13 protein-coding genes are annotated in these 15,806 nt (G+C 41.6%); 4 read left to right on the forward strand and 9 right to left on the reverse strand.

Annotation, left to right across the window (positions count from 1 at the left end):
• Window positions 1-73: 73 nt before the first annotated feature.
• A complete protein-coding gene (locus AABS66_RS16185) occupies window positions 74-715 on the reverse strand; it encodes a TetR/AcrR family transcriptional regulator (RefSeq protein ID WP_272574245.1) in 642 nt (213 codons plus the stop codon).
• 357 nt (window positions 716-1,072) lie between these two features.
• Between AABS66_RS16185 and AABS66_RS16190 the strand changes: the two genes are divergently transcribed.
• A complete protein-coding gene (locus AABS66_RS16190) occupies window positions 1,073-2,293 on the forward strand; it encodes a Tm-1-like ATP-binding domain-containing protein (RefSeq protein WP_206082969.1) in 1,221 nt (406 codons plus the stop codon).
• Window positions 2,294-2,304: 11 nt separating this feature from the next.
• Window positions 2,305-3,132, forward strand: coding sequence for a phosphoenolpyruvate hydrolase family protein (locus AABS66_RS16195; protein ID WP_206082970.1), 828 nt, complete (start codon window positions 2,305-2,307; stop codon window positions 3,130-3,132).
• 50 nt (window positions 3,133-3,182) lie between these two features.
• Here AABS66_RS16195 and AABS66_RS16200 read toward each other — a convergent pair whose 3' ends face one another.
• The 3 genes from AABS66_RS16200 to AABS66_RS16210 form a co-directional block, all read right to left on the reverse strand.
• Window positions 3,183-3,878, reverse strand: a complete 696-nt coding sequence (locus tag AABS66_RS16200) for a hypothetical protein (RefSeq protein WP_206082971.1) — start codon at window positions 3,876-3,878, stop codon at window positions 3,183-3,185.
• 4 nt (window positions 3,879-3,882) lie between these two features.
• Window positions 3,883-4,620 (reverse strand): hypothetical protein, encoded by a 738-nt coding sequence (locus AABS66_RS16205; protein WP_430225175.1) that lies wholly within the window; start codon window positions 4,618-4,620, stop codon window positions 3,883-3,885.
• A 166-nt stretch (window positions 4,621-4,786) separates the two neighbouring features.
• On the reverse strand, window positions 4,787-5,683 hold the full coding sequence (locus AABS66_RS16210) for a diaminopimelate dehydrogenase (RefSeq protein ID WP_206082973.1): 897 nt from the start codon (window positions 5,681-5,683) through the stop codon (window positions 4,787-4,789).
• 199 nt (window positions 5,684-5,882) lie between these two features.
• Between AABS66_RS16210 and AABS66_RS16215 the strand changes: the two genes are divergently transcribed.
• Together AABS66_RS16215 and AABS66_RS16220 are read left to right on the forward strand one after the other, a co-directional pair.
• Window positions 5,883-7,229, forward strand: a complete 1,347-nt coding sequence (locus AABS66_RS16215; protein WP_206082974.1) for an MATE family efflux transporter — start codon at window positions 5,883-5,885, stop codon at window positions 7,227-7,229.
• Between the two features lie 208 nt (window positions 7,230-7,437).
• Window positions 7,438-8,760, forward strand: coding sequence for a serine dehydratase subunit alpha family protein (locus AABS66_RS16220; protein ID WP_430225176.1), 1,323 nt, complete (start codon window positions 7,438-7,440; stop codon window positions 8,758-8,760).
• Between the two features lie 141 nt (window positions 8,761-8,901).
• Here the strand turns inward: AABS66_RS16220 and yjiA are convergent, their stop codons facing one another.
• The 5 genes from yjiA to AABS66_RS16245 form a co-directional block, all read right to left on the reverse strand.
• Window positions 8,902-9,870 carry a GTPase gene (yjiA, locus tag AABS66_RS16225; protein WP_206082976.1) on the reverse strand — a complete coding sequence of 323 codons (969 nt, stop codon included), beginning with the start codon at window positions 9,868-9,870 and terminating at the stop codon, window positions 8,902-8,904.
• A 36-nt stretch (window positions 9,871-9,906) separates the two neighbouring features.
• Window positions 9,907-10,110 (reverse strand): YbdD/YjiX family protein, encoded by a 204-nt coding sequence (locus tag AABS66_RS16230; protein ID WP_004260586.1) that lies wholly within the window; start codon window positions 10,108-10,110, stop codon window positions 9,907-9,909.
• A 101-nt stretch (window positions 10,111-10,211) separates the two neighbouring features.
• Window positions 10,212-12,365 carry a carbon starvation CstA family protein gene (locus tag AABS66_RS16235; protein ID WP_206082977.1) on the reverse strand — a complete coding sequence of 718 codons (2,154 nt, stop codon included), beginning with the start codon at window positions 12,363-12,365 and terminating at the stop codon, window positions 10,212-10,214.
• 421 nt (window positions 12,366-12,786) lie between these two features.
• Complete coding sequence (locus tag AABS66_RS16240; protein ID WP_206082978.1) at window positions 12,787-13,239, reverse strand: WG repeat-containing protein; 453 nt, start codon at window positions 13,237-13,239, stop codon at window positions 12,787-12,789.
• Between the two features lie 16 nt (window positions 13,240-13,255).
• The gene (locus AABS66_RS16245; protein WP_430225177.1) at window positions 13,256-15,805 is read right to left on the reverse strand and encodes an energy transducer TonB family protein; all 2,550 of its coding nucleotides are present in this window, start codon (window positions 15,803-15,805) and stop codon (window positions 13,256-13,258) included.
• Window position 15,806: the final 1 nt, after the last annotated feature.

Consider the following 15,806-nt stretch of genomic DNA (forward strand, 5'->3'; position numbering starts at 1 on the left):
TAGTGATCATTCACTGCGGTTTTACCATTATTAGTTTTTGATTTCCTTATTTTTACTGCCTCCCAATCTGTCTTTAAAGAGCCTTATTTTGACATTTAGCATTATCGGTTATGGCTTGGTTAATTATCGCTTTTGCCATCCATTGTGCTAATTCAATGACCTGCTCATTATCCATCTTCCAAATATCCTTTAGCACTAAGAAAATCTCCGAGCCATAAATAACGGAAAATGCTTTGATTACCTTATCAACAATTTCTTGCGGATATTCCGATTTCATCGGTGCTGTGACCATTGTTAAAATATCTTTGCGGTTTCCCCGTTCGAATTGCTTATTTTTTACCTCTTGCGGAGCAGAACGCCCTTGTGCCCATTGCTGCAATGAGGCTTGTAATGCAGCTCTTAAAGCGCCTTCATGCTCAAACATTCTTGGAAAAGCGAAGGTCAGCAGTTCATCAATACGCTCTTCCGTTTTTTCACTCTGAGGCCGCCATGTTAAAATGGGCCCTAAGCTTTCATTAACAGTTGCCGTGATTAAATCACTTTGAGTGGGAAAATACCGATAAGCGGTTGCACGGGAAACCCCCGCTTCAAGTGCTAGCTCAGAAACGGAAGGCATTGCCCCTTTTTCAAATAAATCTAAAGCCGTTGTTACCAATAATAGATAAGTCCGTTTTCGCGTTCCCTTATATCCCTGAGCCGAATTAGTTTTAGGCATTTTATTTATCCTTAAAATACTGTCTCTTACATCAAGTCTAGTCAATAATACTGAGAAAACACAAGCAAAAATAAGTTATCCTTCTCAGTGACATACCGTTAAATGTTTAATCTCCCAAACTATCCTGTATATACAATTAAATATTGTATCCCTATCACAAATTTAGCAACCCTATGATACAAAGCACTAATAATATTTCTGATGTTTTATCAATATGATATGCATAATATCAACTAATTGTTTCTTCAATAAACCCAAAATGAGACTGCAATCTCATTTTACAAACGCAAAAAATGATACTATAGTCTCATTACGGTGAAAAATTCAACGCGAACTCTAATCTGAAAGGATTTTTATATGAAAAAACACCCTGGTTTTATCTATATTGCCACAACGCTGGATACCAAAAGTGCTGAAATATTTTATGTCAGTGAATTAATTAAAAGCGCTGGGTTAGCTGTTCGCACCGTTGATTTAACCACTCAACCAACGCAATTAGAAAAAGAGGCAGATGTCAGCGCACACACCATCGCAAGCTTTCACCCTCTTGGTGTGGATGCGGTTTTTTGTGGTGACCGTGGCAAAGCGATTGAGGCGATGGCTCACGCTTTTAGCCTTTACCTTGCTGCACAAACTGATGTCGCGGCAATCCTTGGTTTAGGGGGCTCGGGCGGAACCGCATTAATCACCCCTGCAATGCAAGTGCTCCCTGTTGGTATTCCTAAGTTAATGGTCTCCACTATGGCGTCTGGGGATATCTCAGGTTATATCGGTGCAAGTGACATCTCGATGATGTACTCAGTCACCGATGTTTCAGGATTAAATATTATTTCTCGTAAAGTGTTAAAAAACGCAGCAAATCAAATAGCAGGTGCCGTCTGGTTTAACCAAGAAGAAGAAGAAAATATTGATATCAAACCTGCCATCGCCCTAACTATGTTTGGCGTAACGACACCTTGCGTTCAACAACTTACCGCACAATTAGAAGAGCAATACGACTGCCTCGTGTTTCATGCCACGGGGAGTGGTGGTAAAGCGATGGAAAAACTGATTGATAGTCAATTACTGCATTCTGTGCTGGATATGACGACAACAGAAGTGTGTGACTATTTATTTGGTGGCGTTTTAGCCTGTGATGAAGACCGTTTTGGTGCCATTCAACGTACACAAATACCTTGCGTCATGTCTTGTGGTGCGTTGGATATGGTGAATTTTGGTCGCCCCGCCACAGTACCTGAAAAATACCAAGAGCGCTTATTTTACCATCACAATGCGCAAGTCACATTGATGAGAACAACCAAAGAAGAAAACCAACAAATGGGTCGTTGGATTGCTGAGAGATTAAATCGCTGTGATGGCGAAATCCGTTTTATTGTTCCAACATCAGGGTTTTCCGCATTAGATACCGAAGGTGCACCGTTCTGGGATCCTATTGCGGACCAAGCGTTTATCGATGCACTGACAGAAAATTTGATAATAACAGAAAAAAGACAGCTTATTTTGAGTCCTCACCACATAAATTCCCAAGATTTTTGTGAACAGGTTATTCAGCTACACCAGGAAATTTTGAACAAATAATAGAGGTTAATATGAAACATAACCGCGCAGAGTTATTGAAAAAATTCAGAGAAATGATTGCTCGTGGAGAACCAATTATCGGCGGTGGTGCTGGTACAGGTTTATCCGCAAAATGTGAAGAAGCTGGTGGCATTGACTTAATCGTTATCTACAACTCAGGCCGTTACCGCATGGCGGGTCGTGGTTCACTTGCAGGCTTGCTCGCTTATGGCAATGCCAATGAAATCGTTATGGACATGGCAAAAGAAGTCTTGCCTGTTGTTAAGCACACTCCTGTTCTTGCAGGTGTTAACGGTACTGACCCATTTTGCCAGTTTGATAAATTTTTAGATGACATCAAAGCGACAGGCTTTGCGGGCGTGCAAAACTTCCCGACCGTTGGCCTGATTGATGGTAATTTCCGCGCTAATTTGGAAGAGACGGGAATGGGCTATGGCCTAGAAGTAGATATGATCCGCATGGCACACGAAAAAGATTTATTGACCACTCCGTATGTTTTTAGTGCTGATGATGCTGTTGAAATGACCAAAGCAGGTGCGGATATCATTGTGCCACATATGGGTTTAACAACAGGTGGGAATATTGGTGCCGAAACAGCACTAACGCTCAAAGACTGTGTACCTCTTATCAATGAATGGGCAAAAGCAGCTAAAGCGGTGCGTGATGATGTCATTGTCCTTTGCCACGGCGGCCCTATCGCAACACCTGAAGATGCCGAGTATATTTTAGCAAACTGCCCTGACTGCCATGGTTTTTATGGTGCAAGTTCAATGGAGCGTTTACCTACCGAAGTCGCACTAACAAAGACTACACAGCAATTTAAATCAATAACACGTTAATTTTTTTATTTTTTGCCAACACCAGGCGCCTATTTCGATAGGCGCTTTTTTTATCTCTTTTTTGGGTTTAAAAAACGCCACAAAACCCAAAGTAGCGATGTTGAATAATACAAAACACCGAATTGAATAATCATAAGCGGTTTTTCCGTCATCCCTGTCATTTTTAACATGCCATAATAGTTATTATCTTCAAGGTATTGATCCGTAAGCCCCCCTTCAGGCAAATAATGCGTTAAAAATACAGCAATAATAAAACACGCAACATAATGACGTAATTTAGCAATCCCTTCATCGAAGGCATTAAAATTATCAAACCCATTCCCTTGCTGACGCCCAATAATAATTCGGTTTATTAACGTAGCCGCGTAAATATAAAGAATGGCGGAAGAATTAATTTGCGTAGTATGAAAAATATAAGCCACGCCACCTAAAATAGCGGCCACAAAAATAAAGAAAAAACCACGCTGAAGTACTGCCATCATTGTGCCCATATGCACTAGAATAAACTCAAACAACAGTATCAATACCATATTGTAAACCACTTCAACACCTGACCAATCAGGGGAAAACCACAAAGACAATAAAAAACCGATATAAAAAATAGTTAAGCCGTGATCCACCAGCGAAGGTAGAAAGTGCATAACACCTTGAGGTTTACCTGATGCAATAAAATGGCGTTTCCCTTTTACTGAGAATGATGATGAATGCTTATTGGTATTTTTTTTGTTTCTTATCTTCCTTGCCACGAACTTATTTTCCTTTTTCTCGGTAAATAGAGTGACCTTTACACAAGAAATTCATTAAGCAAGCCATAAAAATGGGTAACCCAAAATAGAGCACTCCAAACGCAAAAGCGACATGAGGCTTGTCAGGAAACTCTCCCCCCGTGGAAATACTGGCGTAATAACCAATAGACCGCAAATACTCAGGTGTTAATCCACCATAAGGCACAAGGAAAGATAAAATTAATACGAGAAAAATACAAAACATAAAATTGAGCGCCATTAGTGCTGAATAGCCCATATTTTCATTGCGTTCTTGTTCGCTGCGGCTGGTTAAACCAAATAGCATCCGGTTCGCGACTGTCGCACTATATAAATAAAGTATCAAGGGTGAATCCCCTAATACTGACATATTAATTACCAATGCAAATAAGCCATAGAAAAGCGCAAATAAGGTTAATATTCGCCAATCACGAAATACCGCCATAAAGACGCCAGAGTGAATCAAAATAAATTCAAAAATTAGAATAATGGTCAGGTTATAAATAATTTCCACAGTGTAGTACTCAGGAAAGAACCAAACGGATAAAATAAACCCAACATAGAAAAGGGAAAAACCGTAATTAATTATTTTAGAAAAAGCACGAATAAGGCTAAAAGAGTGCGAGCTTTCTTTCACACTTTTCACTGAGGGTTGTTTTGGGAAGAAACCTTGATTTTTATTTTCTCCTGTTTTTAATTGCTCATTCCCTGACGGCTTAACCATGATCTCACTCCAGATTATCAATTTTACTTTCTGAATAAGCTACTTGATAACGCAAAAAATAAATAGTGGCCAAAATCCGAATGACAAAGTACAACCAAGATAAAGTGTAAAAAACATCAGCAAGATGGCATGAACTTAACGTTTCATGCCACAAATAGAAGCGTAATTAGACGAGTTTGGCAATCAATGTGTCTAAATCACCTTGCAGGAAATTCACCGGTGGGATTTCAATTACAGTATAAGCACCCGCCGCCTGCTTCATTGAAGCGCGCGCAGCTGAAACCATAAATTGTGATGTTAATGCAGGGTTATTGATACGCATTGAATATTCGAACAATTGGTTGTGTGTAGCACCCGAAACGCCTTTGTGCGTCATGTGTACACCGTGCCCAACGTCTTTTAATGCGTCAATGCTATCGACCTGGCGAATATGGGTTTCATCAGAAGCAAAATAGCTATCCGCTTTAATCGCTTGAGCAACATCATCAAATTTTGCGCCTGCGTCTAATTCAATGTACACCATACGGCGATGTACCCCAGTTCCTAATGGAATCGTTACCGATAACGCATCTTTCACGCCATCAATCGCTTTTGCCGCAACACTGTGCCCCATGCTCATACCTGGTCCAAAATTGGTGTAAGTCACCCCTTTTGGCGCCATGGCTAACATTAAAGTACGCATGATAGAGTCAGAACCTGGATCCCAGCCAGCTGAGACAACGGCGACGCTATTATGCTGCTTGGCAACATCATCGAGGCTTCTTTTCAGCGCCACAATGTCTGAATGCACATCAAAGCTATCAACAGTATTGATGCCTAATGCTAAAATTTTTGCCGCAAGTGGCCCGATTGCACGGGTTGGTGAGCACAGGAGCGCAACATCCACTTTCCCTAGTTTTTCAATATCATCGACGACTTTATACGAAGCAAGTTCAGCAGGGATATCTTGTGTATTGCGACGAACGATACCAACAAGCTCAAAATCATCAGCGGCCAGAACAGCTTCTAGCGCATAATGGCCAATATTGCCATATCCCACTATTGCTGCTTTAATTTTTGTCATTTTTACTCCTATACAGTTCTGATGTTGCTTATTAATTAATTTATAGCGAAATTAAATCTAACAGATTAATTAAAAGTAAACAAAACATTCACTTTACGAAATTGGGGGCATTTTAACCCTATTTTCATTAATGAATTCCATGTAGAATTCCCAGTTCAAACGACTATTCTTAATTCTCATAAATATATAAAGGTTCTCAATGCATCAGTCTGATGTGACTGAGCGGTCACTCTTTTCGCTCAGCTGGCCAATTTTTATCGATATTTTTCTGCATTTGGCCACATTATTAATTAATACTTACATGGTTAGCCATGTATCGACGGCTTACCTTGCTGCAATGGGAGTAGGTAACCAAGTCTTTGATCTTTTTATCACTATTTTTAACTTTATTAGTGTGGGATGCAGTGTGGTTATCGCACAATATTTAGGGGCAGGCCGCCGTGAAAAAGCCAGCCAAGCGATTCACATCTCCATCGCCTTTAACTTTATTCTGGGTTTTTCCAGTGCATTAGTCGCGGTATTCTTTGGCTATACCATCCTAAAAATCATGAATATGCCATCCCATTTAATGGCGGATGGTTATACTTATTTACGTATTTTAGGGATTTGTTTAATTCCTGAAGCAATTTCCATTATTTTAGCGGCATGTTTACGGGTTTATGGCAAAGCACAGCCTGCCATGTGGGTAACATTGATTGCCAACCTGATTACTGTTGTTGGTAATATCATTGTGCTTTATGGTTTCTTTGGCTTGCCACAATATGGTTTAGAAGGTGTGGCATGGTCAACCGTAGTCGGACGTATTGTTGCTGTCATCTTACTTTTCTGCTTATTATTCTATGGGTTACGAATAAAGTTTGTCCCAATGATGCTCATTCATTGGTCACGTAAGATGCTCGGTAAAATTTTGCATATCGGTTTACCTTCAGCGGGGGAAAACCTTGTGTGGATTTTACATTTTATGACAGCATCTGCCTTTATTGGGTTAATGGGAGAAACTTCCCTCGCTGCGCAAACGCTTTATTTCCAATTATCTTTATTTATCATGCTGTTTGGTATTTCTGTCAGTATAGGTAATGAGATCATGGTGGGTCATCTGGTTGGCGCAAAACGCTTCCAAGATGCCTATATTCGCGGTATCAAGAGTCTAAAAATGGGCTTTTATGTCACTATCGGTGTTGTTATTGCTTTCTGGTTACTTCGCGATCCTATTCTAAACAACATTACCGATGACCAAGGTATTATCGATCTCTTATTACCCTTATTTTTACTCTCAGTATTTTTAGAGCCAGGGCGCACCATTAATATTGTCATGGTGAATGCGTTACGTGCCTCTGGGGATGCGCGCTTCCCATTATGTACTGCCATTATCTTTATGTGGGGAGTGGCGATTCCACTCGGCTATTTTTTAGGGATAAAAATGGAAATGGGCTTGCTGGGAATTTGGCTCGGCTTCTTTGCCGATGAATGGCTGCGTGGCTTAACTAATGCATGGCGCTGGCGCTCACGGAAATGGCAAAGTAAACGCCTTGATGTAGAGAGTTAATCGGTAAAACAATCACAATGTCCTGCCCTGTTTTATAGGCAGGATTTTTGTGACAAAGCTCAAATTTAAAAATATTTTATTTTTATCTCAACATTTGGAGATTTTTTTTCTCCCTCTCCCCAATATATCCCCAAACATAGTGAAGTTTTTCTCCAACAGGTTGTTTAAAATAATAAAATCAAAGAAGATTTCATTAAGGGAAGCTGCCATGCATGCGCAATCACAACCATTACTTTGGCAATATTTTATCAATGCGGTAAAACAAGAAGTTAAGCCAGCTTTAGGTTGTACCGAGCCAATTTCACTGGCTTACGCTGCAGCAAAAGCAGCGTCCTTCCTTGACGGTGACATCACTCGCGTTTGTGCCTTTGTCTCCCCCAACCTGATGAAAAATGGTATGGGTGTCACGGTGCCAGGTACAGGCATGGTAGGGTTACCTATCGCTGCCGCTTTAGGTGCGGTTGGCGGCGATGCGGATGCGGGTTTAGAGGTTCTAAAATCCGCTTCGGCCGATGCCATTGCATTGAGTAAAACTATGTTAGCACAAGGACTAGTGACTGTTGATATCAAACACCCTTGCGAAGACGTTATCTATTCCGAAGCGACGGTACATACCCAAACAGGCTCAGCGACTGTGATTATCACGGGTTCACATACCAACATTGTGAAGATAACCCATAATAATGAAACTGTGTTTGATACCTTATCAAGAAAACCCCTAGAGGATCTTCCTGTTGATTGTGCAGCAGATATCCCTTTACCGCCCGTTACCGCAAAGTCCGTCTACCAATTTGCAACTGAAGCCCCATTAGACGATATCCGTTTTATTTTAGAAGCCGCCCAGCTAAATGAAGCCCTTTCCCAAGAAGGTCTGCGTAATGTCTATGGCCTACATATTGGGAAAACGTTGCAAACTCAGCGTGATCGTGGTTTGTTATCGAAAGACTTAATGTCCGAAATTATGATCCGCACCTCTGCCGCATCCGATGCCCGTATGGGCGGCGCGGTTTTACCTGCAATGAGCAACTCTGGCTCAGGTAACCAAGGTATTGCCGCAACCATGCCTGTTGTGGTAACTGCAGACTATTTACAATCCTCTGAAGAACAGTTGGCTCGTGCGTTGATGTTATCCCACCTAATGGCTATTTATATTCATAATCAGTTACCTGCGTTATCTGCACTGTGTGCGGCAACAACCGCTGCTATGGGTGCAGCGGCTGGGATTGCATGGCTATTGGAATCACGCTATGAAGTCGTCGCAATGGCGATTTCCAGCATGATTGGTGATGTCAGCGGGATGATTTGTGATGGTGCATCAAACAGTTGTGCAATGAAAGTCTCCACCAGCGCCAGTGCAGCCTATAAAGCTGTCCTCATGGCCTTAGATAATAGCTGTGTGAGAGGATCTGACGGTATTGTGTCGGATGATGTTGACCAGTCGATTGCTAATTTGTGTGCATTAGCAGCAGGGTCAATGAGGCATACTGATGTGCAGATTATTGAGATTATGGCGTCAAAAGCTCGTCCGTAGCGTTGTTGGCTGCATTCACCAACCCTAGTCACATACTTGTGTATGCTCCTAGGGATTGGCTCTTTTGCCGCCTTGCTACGCCGCTAATGACTTTGAATTTTTTTTTGAATTTCTTTTTTTGAATTTCTTTTTTTAATTGTTCTATTTTGAATTAACTTCTAGGGCGGCGAATTTTTCACGGATCATATCTTCGGGTAGGTCAATACCAATAAATACCAATACACTGCGGCGTTGTTCATCAACTTCCCAGTCTCTATCCCAGTCTGCACTATAGAGGCGCTGAACCCCTTGGAATAACAGACGTTTTGGTTCGCCTTTGATGGATAAAATACCTTTGTAACGCAATAAATTATCCGCAAAGCCGAGCAGTAAATCTTCCATTACCTGTGAAACTTCCATTAATTCAACAGGGTAATCGAATTCCACGACAATAGATTCCACTTCATTTTGCTGTTTTGGTGCAAAACGGAAAGTCGGTTTATTCACCTTCAGTTGCGAGTCTAATAAAAAACCTTCAATATCTAATAAAAGCTGTAAGTTAATGTCGCCATGAATAACTGGGTAAATTGGCGCTCTGGCATTAATACGTTGCAATCGCTCTAACAGGGCATCAGTATCTGGATTGATATCGGTTTTGGTTAATAAAATTCGGTCTGCATAGCCAATTTGGGCTTGAGCAATCGCAAAATCATTCAGTTGTTTCTCTGCATGAACTGCATCCACCAACGTAATAATGCCATCTAATAAAAATCGTTCGCATAACACGTCATGGGAAAAAAAAGTCTGCGTAATAGGGCCAGGATCTGCCATTCCTGTACATTCAATGACTAGGCGGTCAAAATCCAATTTGCCACTGTCGAGGCCATCTAATAAATCCAATAATGCATTTTCTAATTCGCTTGAACGGGAACAACAAATACAACCGTTACTCAAGGTAGTGATTTGTGTGGCTCTGTCACCAATAATGGCATTATCAATGGGGACTTCACCAAATTCATTTTCAATGACTGCAATTTTATGCCCATGTTCTGCATGAAGAATATGGCTAAGGAGCGTGGTTTTACCCGCACCGAGAAAACCGGTTAGGATTGTGACATTAATTGGTTTCATTATTATCCTCTTTGCATCATTGTTTCACTGTGAGCATCAACAGCAGCGGAATCCGCCTTTACCACTTCCACCATACCGCGCATCTTGTCTTTCACGAAAAAATTCTTTGTAAGTCATGACAGGCTTATCAGGGTGATTGTCACTCATATGTTGAACATAAGTATCATAATCAGGAATACCAATCAGCATACGAGCTGCCTGCCCTAAATATTTGCCTGTTTTACCAAGGTTTCCAAACATCAGCCTCTCCAAATACAAATGCCCTACATCATGAACACACAATGTAGGGCTACCGTTCAGTTATCGAGCCACATTAGCCGCTCGATGGTGTCGAATGGTCACTAGTGTGTAGATGAAACTTTCACGCCCTCTTTCGGTACAGGGACATATGGTGTTTCTTTGTCTGTACGCTCTGGGTTTTTGTGTGCTTTCATTCCCACGCGGATACCATAGAAAATGATACCGTAAACAACCACTAAGAATAGGATACTCAGGCCAGCATTGGTGTAGTTATTAATAATAATGTGATTCATATTAGTAATTTCTTGTGCTGTCAGCTCTGCACCACCTGCGGCAATCTTATCTTTATAAGATTTCGCTAAGTACAGGAAGCCTTCAAGCTGCGGGTTATCACTGAATAATTTCAGTCCTAACGCCCAAGTGGTACAAATCAATAACCATACCGCAGGTAATACTGTCACCATGATGTATTTACTGCGTTTCATCTTAATCAGGACAACCGTACTTAAGACTAACGCAACTGCGGCTAACATTTGGTTCGAGATACCGAACAGTGGCCACAGGCTCTTAACGCCGCCCAGTGGGTCAACAACGCCTTGATACAGTAAGTAACCCCATAAGCCAACACAACCTGCCGTACCAATGATACCTGCAACCAGTGAGTCAGTTTTCTTCAAGAATGGAACGAAGTTACCCAATAAGTCTTGCAGCATAAAGCGGCCAGAACGGGTTCCTGCATCCAATGCAGTTAAGATAAACAGCGCTTCAAACAGAATACCAAAGTGATACCAGAAGCCCATATTTGCCGCAGGCATGATTTCGTGGAATACGAATGCAATACCAACAGCTAATGTTGGGGCACCACCTGCACGGTTCAGAACAGACGGTTCACCGATATCTTTCGCCGTTTGCATGATTTGCTCAGGTGAAATCACAAAGCCCCATGAACTGACCGTTGCCGCTGCGTGAACAGAAACATCTTTCAGTTGAGCCATAATAGCCGCACCATCTGGGCCACCCAATTCATGCAGGTTAGGCATTGTAATGCCTAATGCTGCTGGTGGGGTGTTCATCGCAAAGTATAAACCTGGTTCGATAATCGATGCAGCAACCAATGCCATAATCGCAACGAAAGATTCCATTAACATTGCACCGTAACCGATGTAACGTGCATCTTTTTCGTTTGCTAACAGTTTCGGTGTTGTACCGGAAGAAATTAAGGCGTGGAAACCAGATACCGCACCACAGGCAATGGTAATGAACAGGAATGGGAACAGCGTACCTTTCCAAACTGGACCTGAACCATCAACAAATTGCGTCACAGCTGGCATTTTTAACTCAGGGTTTAGAATAACGATACCAATCGCTAATCCAACAATAACCCCTATTTTCAAGAAAGTCGCCAGATAGTCACGAGGTGCTAAAATTAGCCATACAGGTAATAGTGCAGAAACAAATGCATAACCAACCAGCGCATAAGTGATCGTAGTGTCTTTAAATGTCAGTGCAGGACCCCAGTATGGGTCGTGAGCAATAACGCCACCGAACCAAATGGATGCCACCAGCAACACGATACCGATGACGGAAACCTCACCAACACGCCCTGGTCGGAGATATCGCATGTATATCCCCATAAACAAAGCAATTGGTACCGTCGACACCACGGTGAATACACCCCATGGACTTTCTGCCAAGGCTTTTACGACGATCAACGCCAATACGGCAAGGATAATGATCATAATGAGGAAACAGCCAAAGAGTGCTAGCGTTCCTGGAATTGGACCTAACTCTTCTTTAACGATTTCCCCGAGTGAAGCACCATTACGGCGAGACGAAATAAACAACACCATAAAGTCTTGTACCGCACCCGCTAATACAACCCCTGCCAGTAACCATAGCGTACCTGGTAAATACCCTACTTGCGCTGCCAGTACAGGCCCAACTAATGGCCCTGCCCCTGCGATTGCCGCAAAGTGGTGACCGAATAGGACATTTTTATTAGTTGGAACATAGTTTAAACCGTCATTATTAATGACCGCTGGAGTCGCACGGGTTTCATCCAGCTTCATCACTTTTTTCGCGATATACAAGCTGTAATAGCGATAAGCAATAAGGTAAACCGCCACCGATGCGACGACTATCCATAGCGCACTAATGTGCTCGCCGCGCCTTAGCGCAACAACCCCTAAACAAATTGCACCGATGATCCCAAGGATCATCCACGGAACGTGCTTTAAAATACCATTTTTGTTCATAGAACACCCTTCTGAGGTAAAACGAACATGCCTTTGATTTTGTATTTACCATCACGCTAACAACATCATAGTGCTGCTTGTCATTGATGGTTTTTTAATTGGCAGTGGTTGAACTGTATTAAATCGAAAATTTTGAGCTCTGCCATGGTGTCTATGGTAAGAAATTACACTCTGCAAATGACTAAAGTTACACTAAGCGGTGCCATACAGAATTAAGCGGTTTGAATTTTGCCGTGAATGGTTTTAAGGAAGGTTTAACAGGATGAAAACTGTGATCTACATAACAATAACAACTGTTTTTCAATAAGTTAAGTAATATAAATAATATGGTTAAAATCGAATTAATTGTAAATAAATATCATGAAAATCGTAAAAAACGTCTTAGATACCCAGAAAAAGCGTATCTAAGTACTTAGTCCCCTTAGGGTAGTGTGATTGTTGTCCAATCCCCGCCAACCCACCAGCTGTGTTCACCATCTGTTTGCGTTTTACACCCTACCCCAACTTTAGCTTTGCCGTCTTCAAAGGGATAGGCGCAATCATATGTTGCCTCAATAACCACCTTCCCTGTTACAGCATCTGCAAAACCAATTTTATTTCCCTTTCGAATACGATAAACCCCCTCTTGGGCTTCGTCAGGCCAATTATCAAAATAGTAAATTTGATAAACTTCTTGATTATGTTTATCCGCAACAATTAACTTGCCATCTTCTGATTGTTGTAAACAATATTGAAAAGGCGATTTGGCTTCAAAGCAATGAATTTGGCTTTTTTGGTCATCCACCCATAGGCTGTACTGTTGATCCAGATTTTGTGCAAACAAAGGTGCAGAGCCAAATAAGGCAAGTAACACAGCAATTTTAGATCGGTTCATCCTATTCCTTATTCCTTTATGGCTTATAATTTAGCGAAGCATCGCTGGATTGGTTAAAAGTCACTGGAATTAATAACACTTTATTTTGAGACGCTGAATTAAACCGCCACTGATAGGCAACTGAAATTAAGTCATCATCAAAATAATCCACACCACTACTCTGCTGTAACATGATAGAGCTTGGCACGCCCCCTTTTGGTACATCAATTTTCAAAATTGCTTCACCTTGCTTATTCCCCACAAATTCGGTTGAGATAATAGGAAGTTTCAATGTTTTTTCTTGAATACCAAAAGCCGAAGCATCTACATTTACTATCACTCTGTCAGTCAGGTTTTCATTTCTCGTAGGCGAAATGCGGGGGGATGAAACAAAAGGTACTGCCGCAGGCATCACTTGTTGAGCCAACGCCTTTTGTTCTTCAAGCTCTTGACGTTCCTGCTCTGTAGCTGATGCAGGCAATTCACTTTTACTATACAGCAGTGCCATACGCGCATTAATAATATTCACCCGCGCTTTGGTTTCATCAGGCAAACCAAATAAAAAGAAACGAGATTGCGCCACCATCAAACGCTGATCTAGGCTATTACCCGCATTATAATGCATTAATGCAAATGCACCTGCCGCCAACTCAGGGTCTTCATCTATCATCGTCACCCCCCAAGCAAACCAGGCGTCAATGCGGTTTGGGTTAATGGTGATAATTTGTAGGTAGTGTGCCCGTGCACTCAACAGTAAATTACGCCAATGTTGCTCATCATCAACAAAGCCATCTTTTATGGCAGATGCTTTATTTTCGGTTAATAACGTGCGCGCCGCATTGAAATGCATTAATTCCATTCTTGCCGTTGTACTCAGCACTTCAATGTTATTTGGGTACTTTAGTAATAATGAACGAACTCTTTGCGTGTTACTTTCCCACGCTTCACCGTTGGATTTAGAACGGCTATCCGCTTGTCGCAATGTTGCGCGTATCTCTTTTGAGATCTCCTGCTGCTGCTGGTAATATTCATAAGATGAACCAGCGCTGCGTGTATATTTAGCGGGGACTGTATTATTCACATAACTCACGAGTCTTTTGATCACATATCCGAACGATTTTTCATTATGCCTTGCTAAAGCCTTACTGGCGCTCTCCACTAAAAGCCCAACTTCTTGCGCATAATCATCCAGGCTTTTCACCGTACTTTTAAAGCTAACAGTGACTAGGTGGCGAGCTGGCTGCTTTGTCGGCTCAAATCGTAATTGACTCACTGCATATTCTGCTGCGATATCATAATTTTTTACACCACTGGTGGTATCGATTAACGTGAATGCAGGAACACCTTCTTCATTCACATCTACCGCAACAGTTGCGGTAACATTATCGATGTCATATTTAATCGAAAGGTAACGAACGTCATTAATAGAGCTAGGCACAATCGCAGTTCCCTCTGTATTAATCGTCATTTTCCCAGGGTAACGAGGGTCACTTCGATCATAGTACGTCGCAAGCTCTACAACCCCATATATTCCTTTAATTGATAATGGTTGTTTTGCCAATACTTGTGTTTGTTCATCCACGGTTTCTCTGAACCAATCTAATACCTGTATATTGCTCCTTGCCTGCAAGATAAAAAAGTTTTGGCGTTCCACTGTAGAAAGATGTTGAATTTCTTTTACAAATATTGCGGCGCTTTGCGTATCAAATAATTCAGAGGGGGATTCTGACCATTTATCACTGAGACTCAGATATTGTGCAAAAATAAGTGCAGCATACGCATTCTTTAAATTCGCATCGCTATTATCGACTTGGCTTTTTATCAAGCTATATGCAAGCCCCAAACCTTTCCAATAAGTGGCGTTATTCGGCTGCGCAGCAATAGCACGAATAAAGAAAATAAGGCTATCTTCTGCGGTCTCAGTTTTGCGTAATGTAAGCAAACCAACGGCGAAAGCAAGCGCCCCATCTTGCGGCAAATATTGGCTCGCATTTTGTAATTGAAAAATTTCGTCGTTTGAAACTGGCGCATTTGTTTGCAATAAGGGTTGCCATATTGCACGCATTGCTGCGCTTTGTGGCTCTAATTCTGCAAGCTTATCCATCTTATCAATACGCGCTTGCAATTCATGGTATCGCGCTTCAACTTCAGTGTTAGCTTCATGGTTATAAATAATTCCTGATAACACACCACTCACAGCCGTGTTTTGTTCATTCTGGAATAATTGCCAATCACGCTGTTCAATGAGTGTTTGTGCCCGCCAACGTTGGTTTGATTCCGAACTTAACGGAATATTTAAAAGTGTAATGACGCTAAATACTGCCAATGTAATAATAGCTGCCCGCCAATATTGCCTCGCTTGAAAGCGAACAGCACCTATCGACAATGCAATAATAAACGTCAATCCAAATAACCACATCACTGTCAGGAATAAGTTATCACTGACATTCAAAGCACTCGGCCAAATTAATTCACCGAGTTCAAATAACGCAATAAACACACCATAGCTAAAGAAAAAAGGCAATGCAGGCACAGCAAACAACAAGACCAAAGGTAATAAAAGAAGTGGGCTCAGTTTTATTTTCAAC

Source organism: Providencia sp. SP181, from assembly GCF_050446505.1.
Lineage (GTDB): Bacteria > Pseudomonadota > Gammaproteobacteria > Enterobacterales > Enterobacteriaceae > Providencia > Providencia vermicola.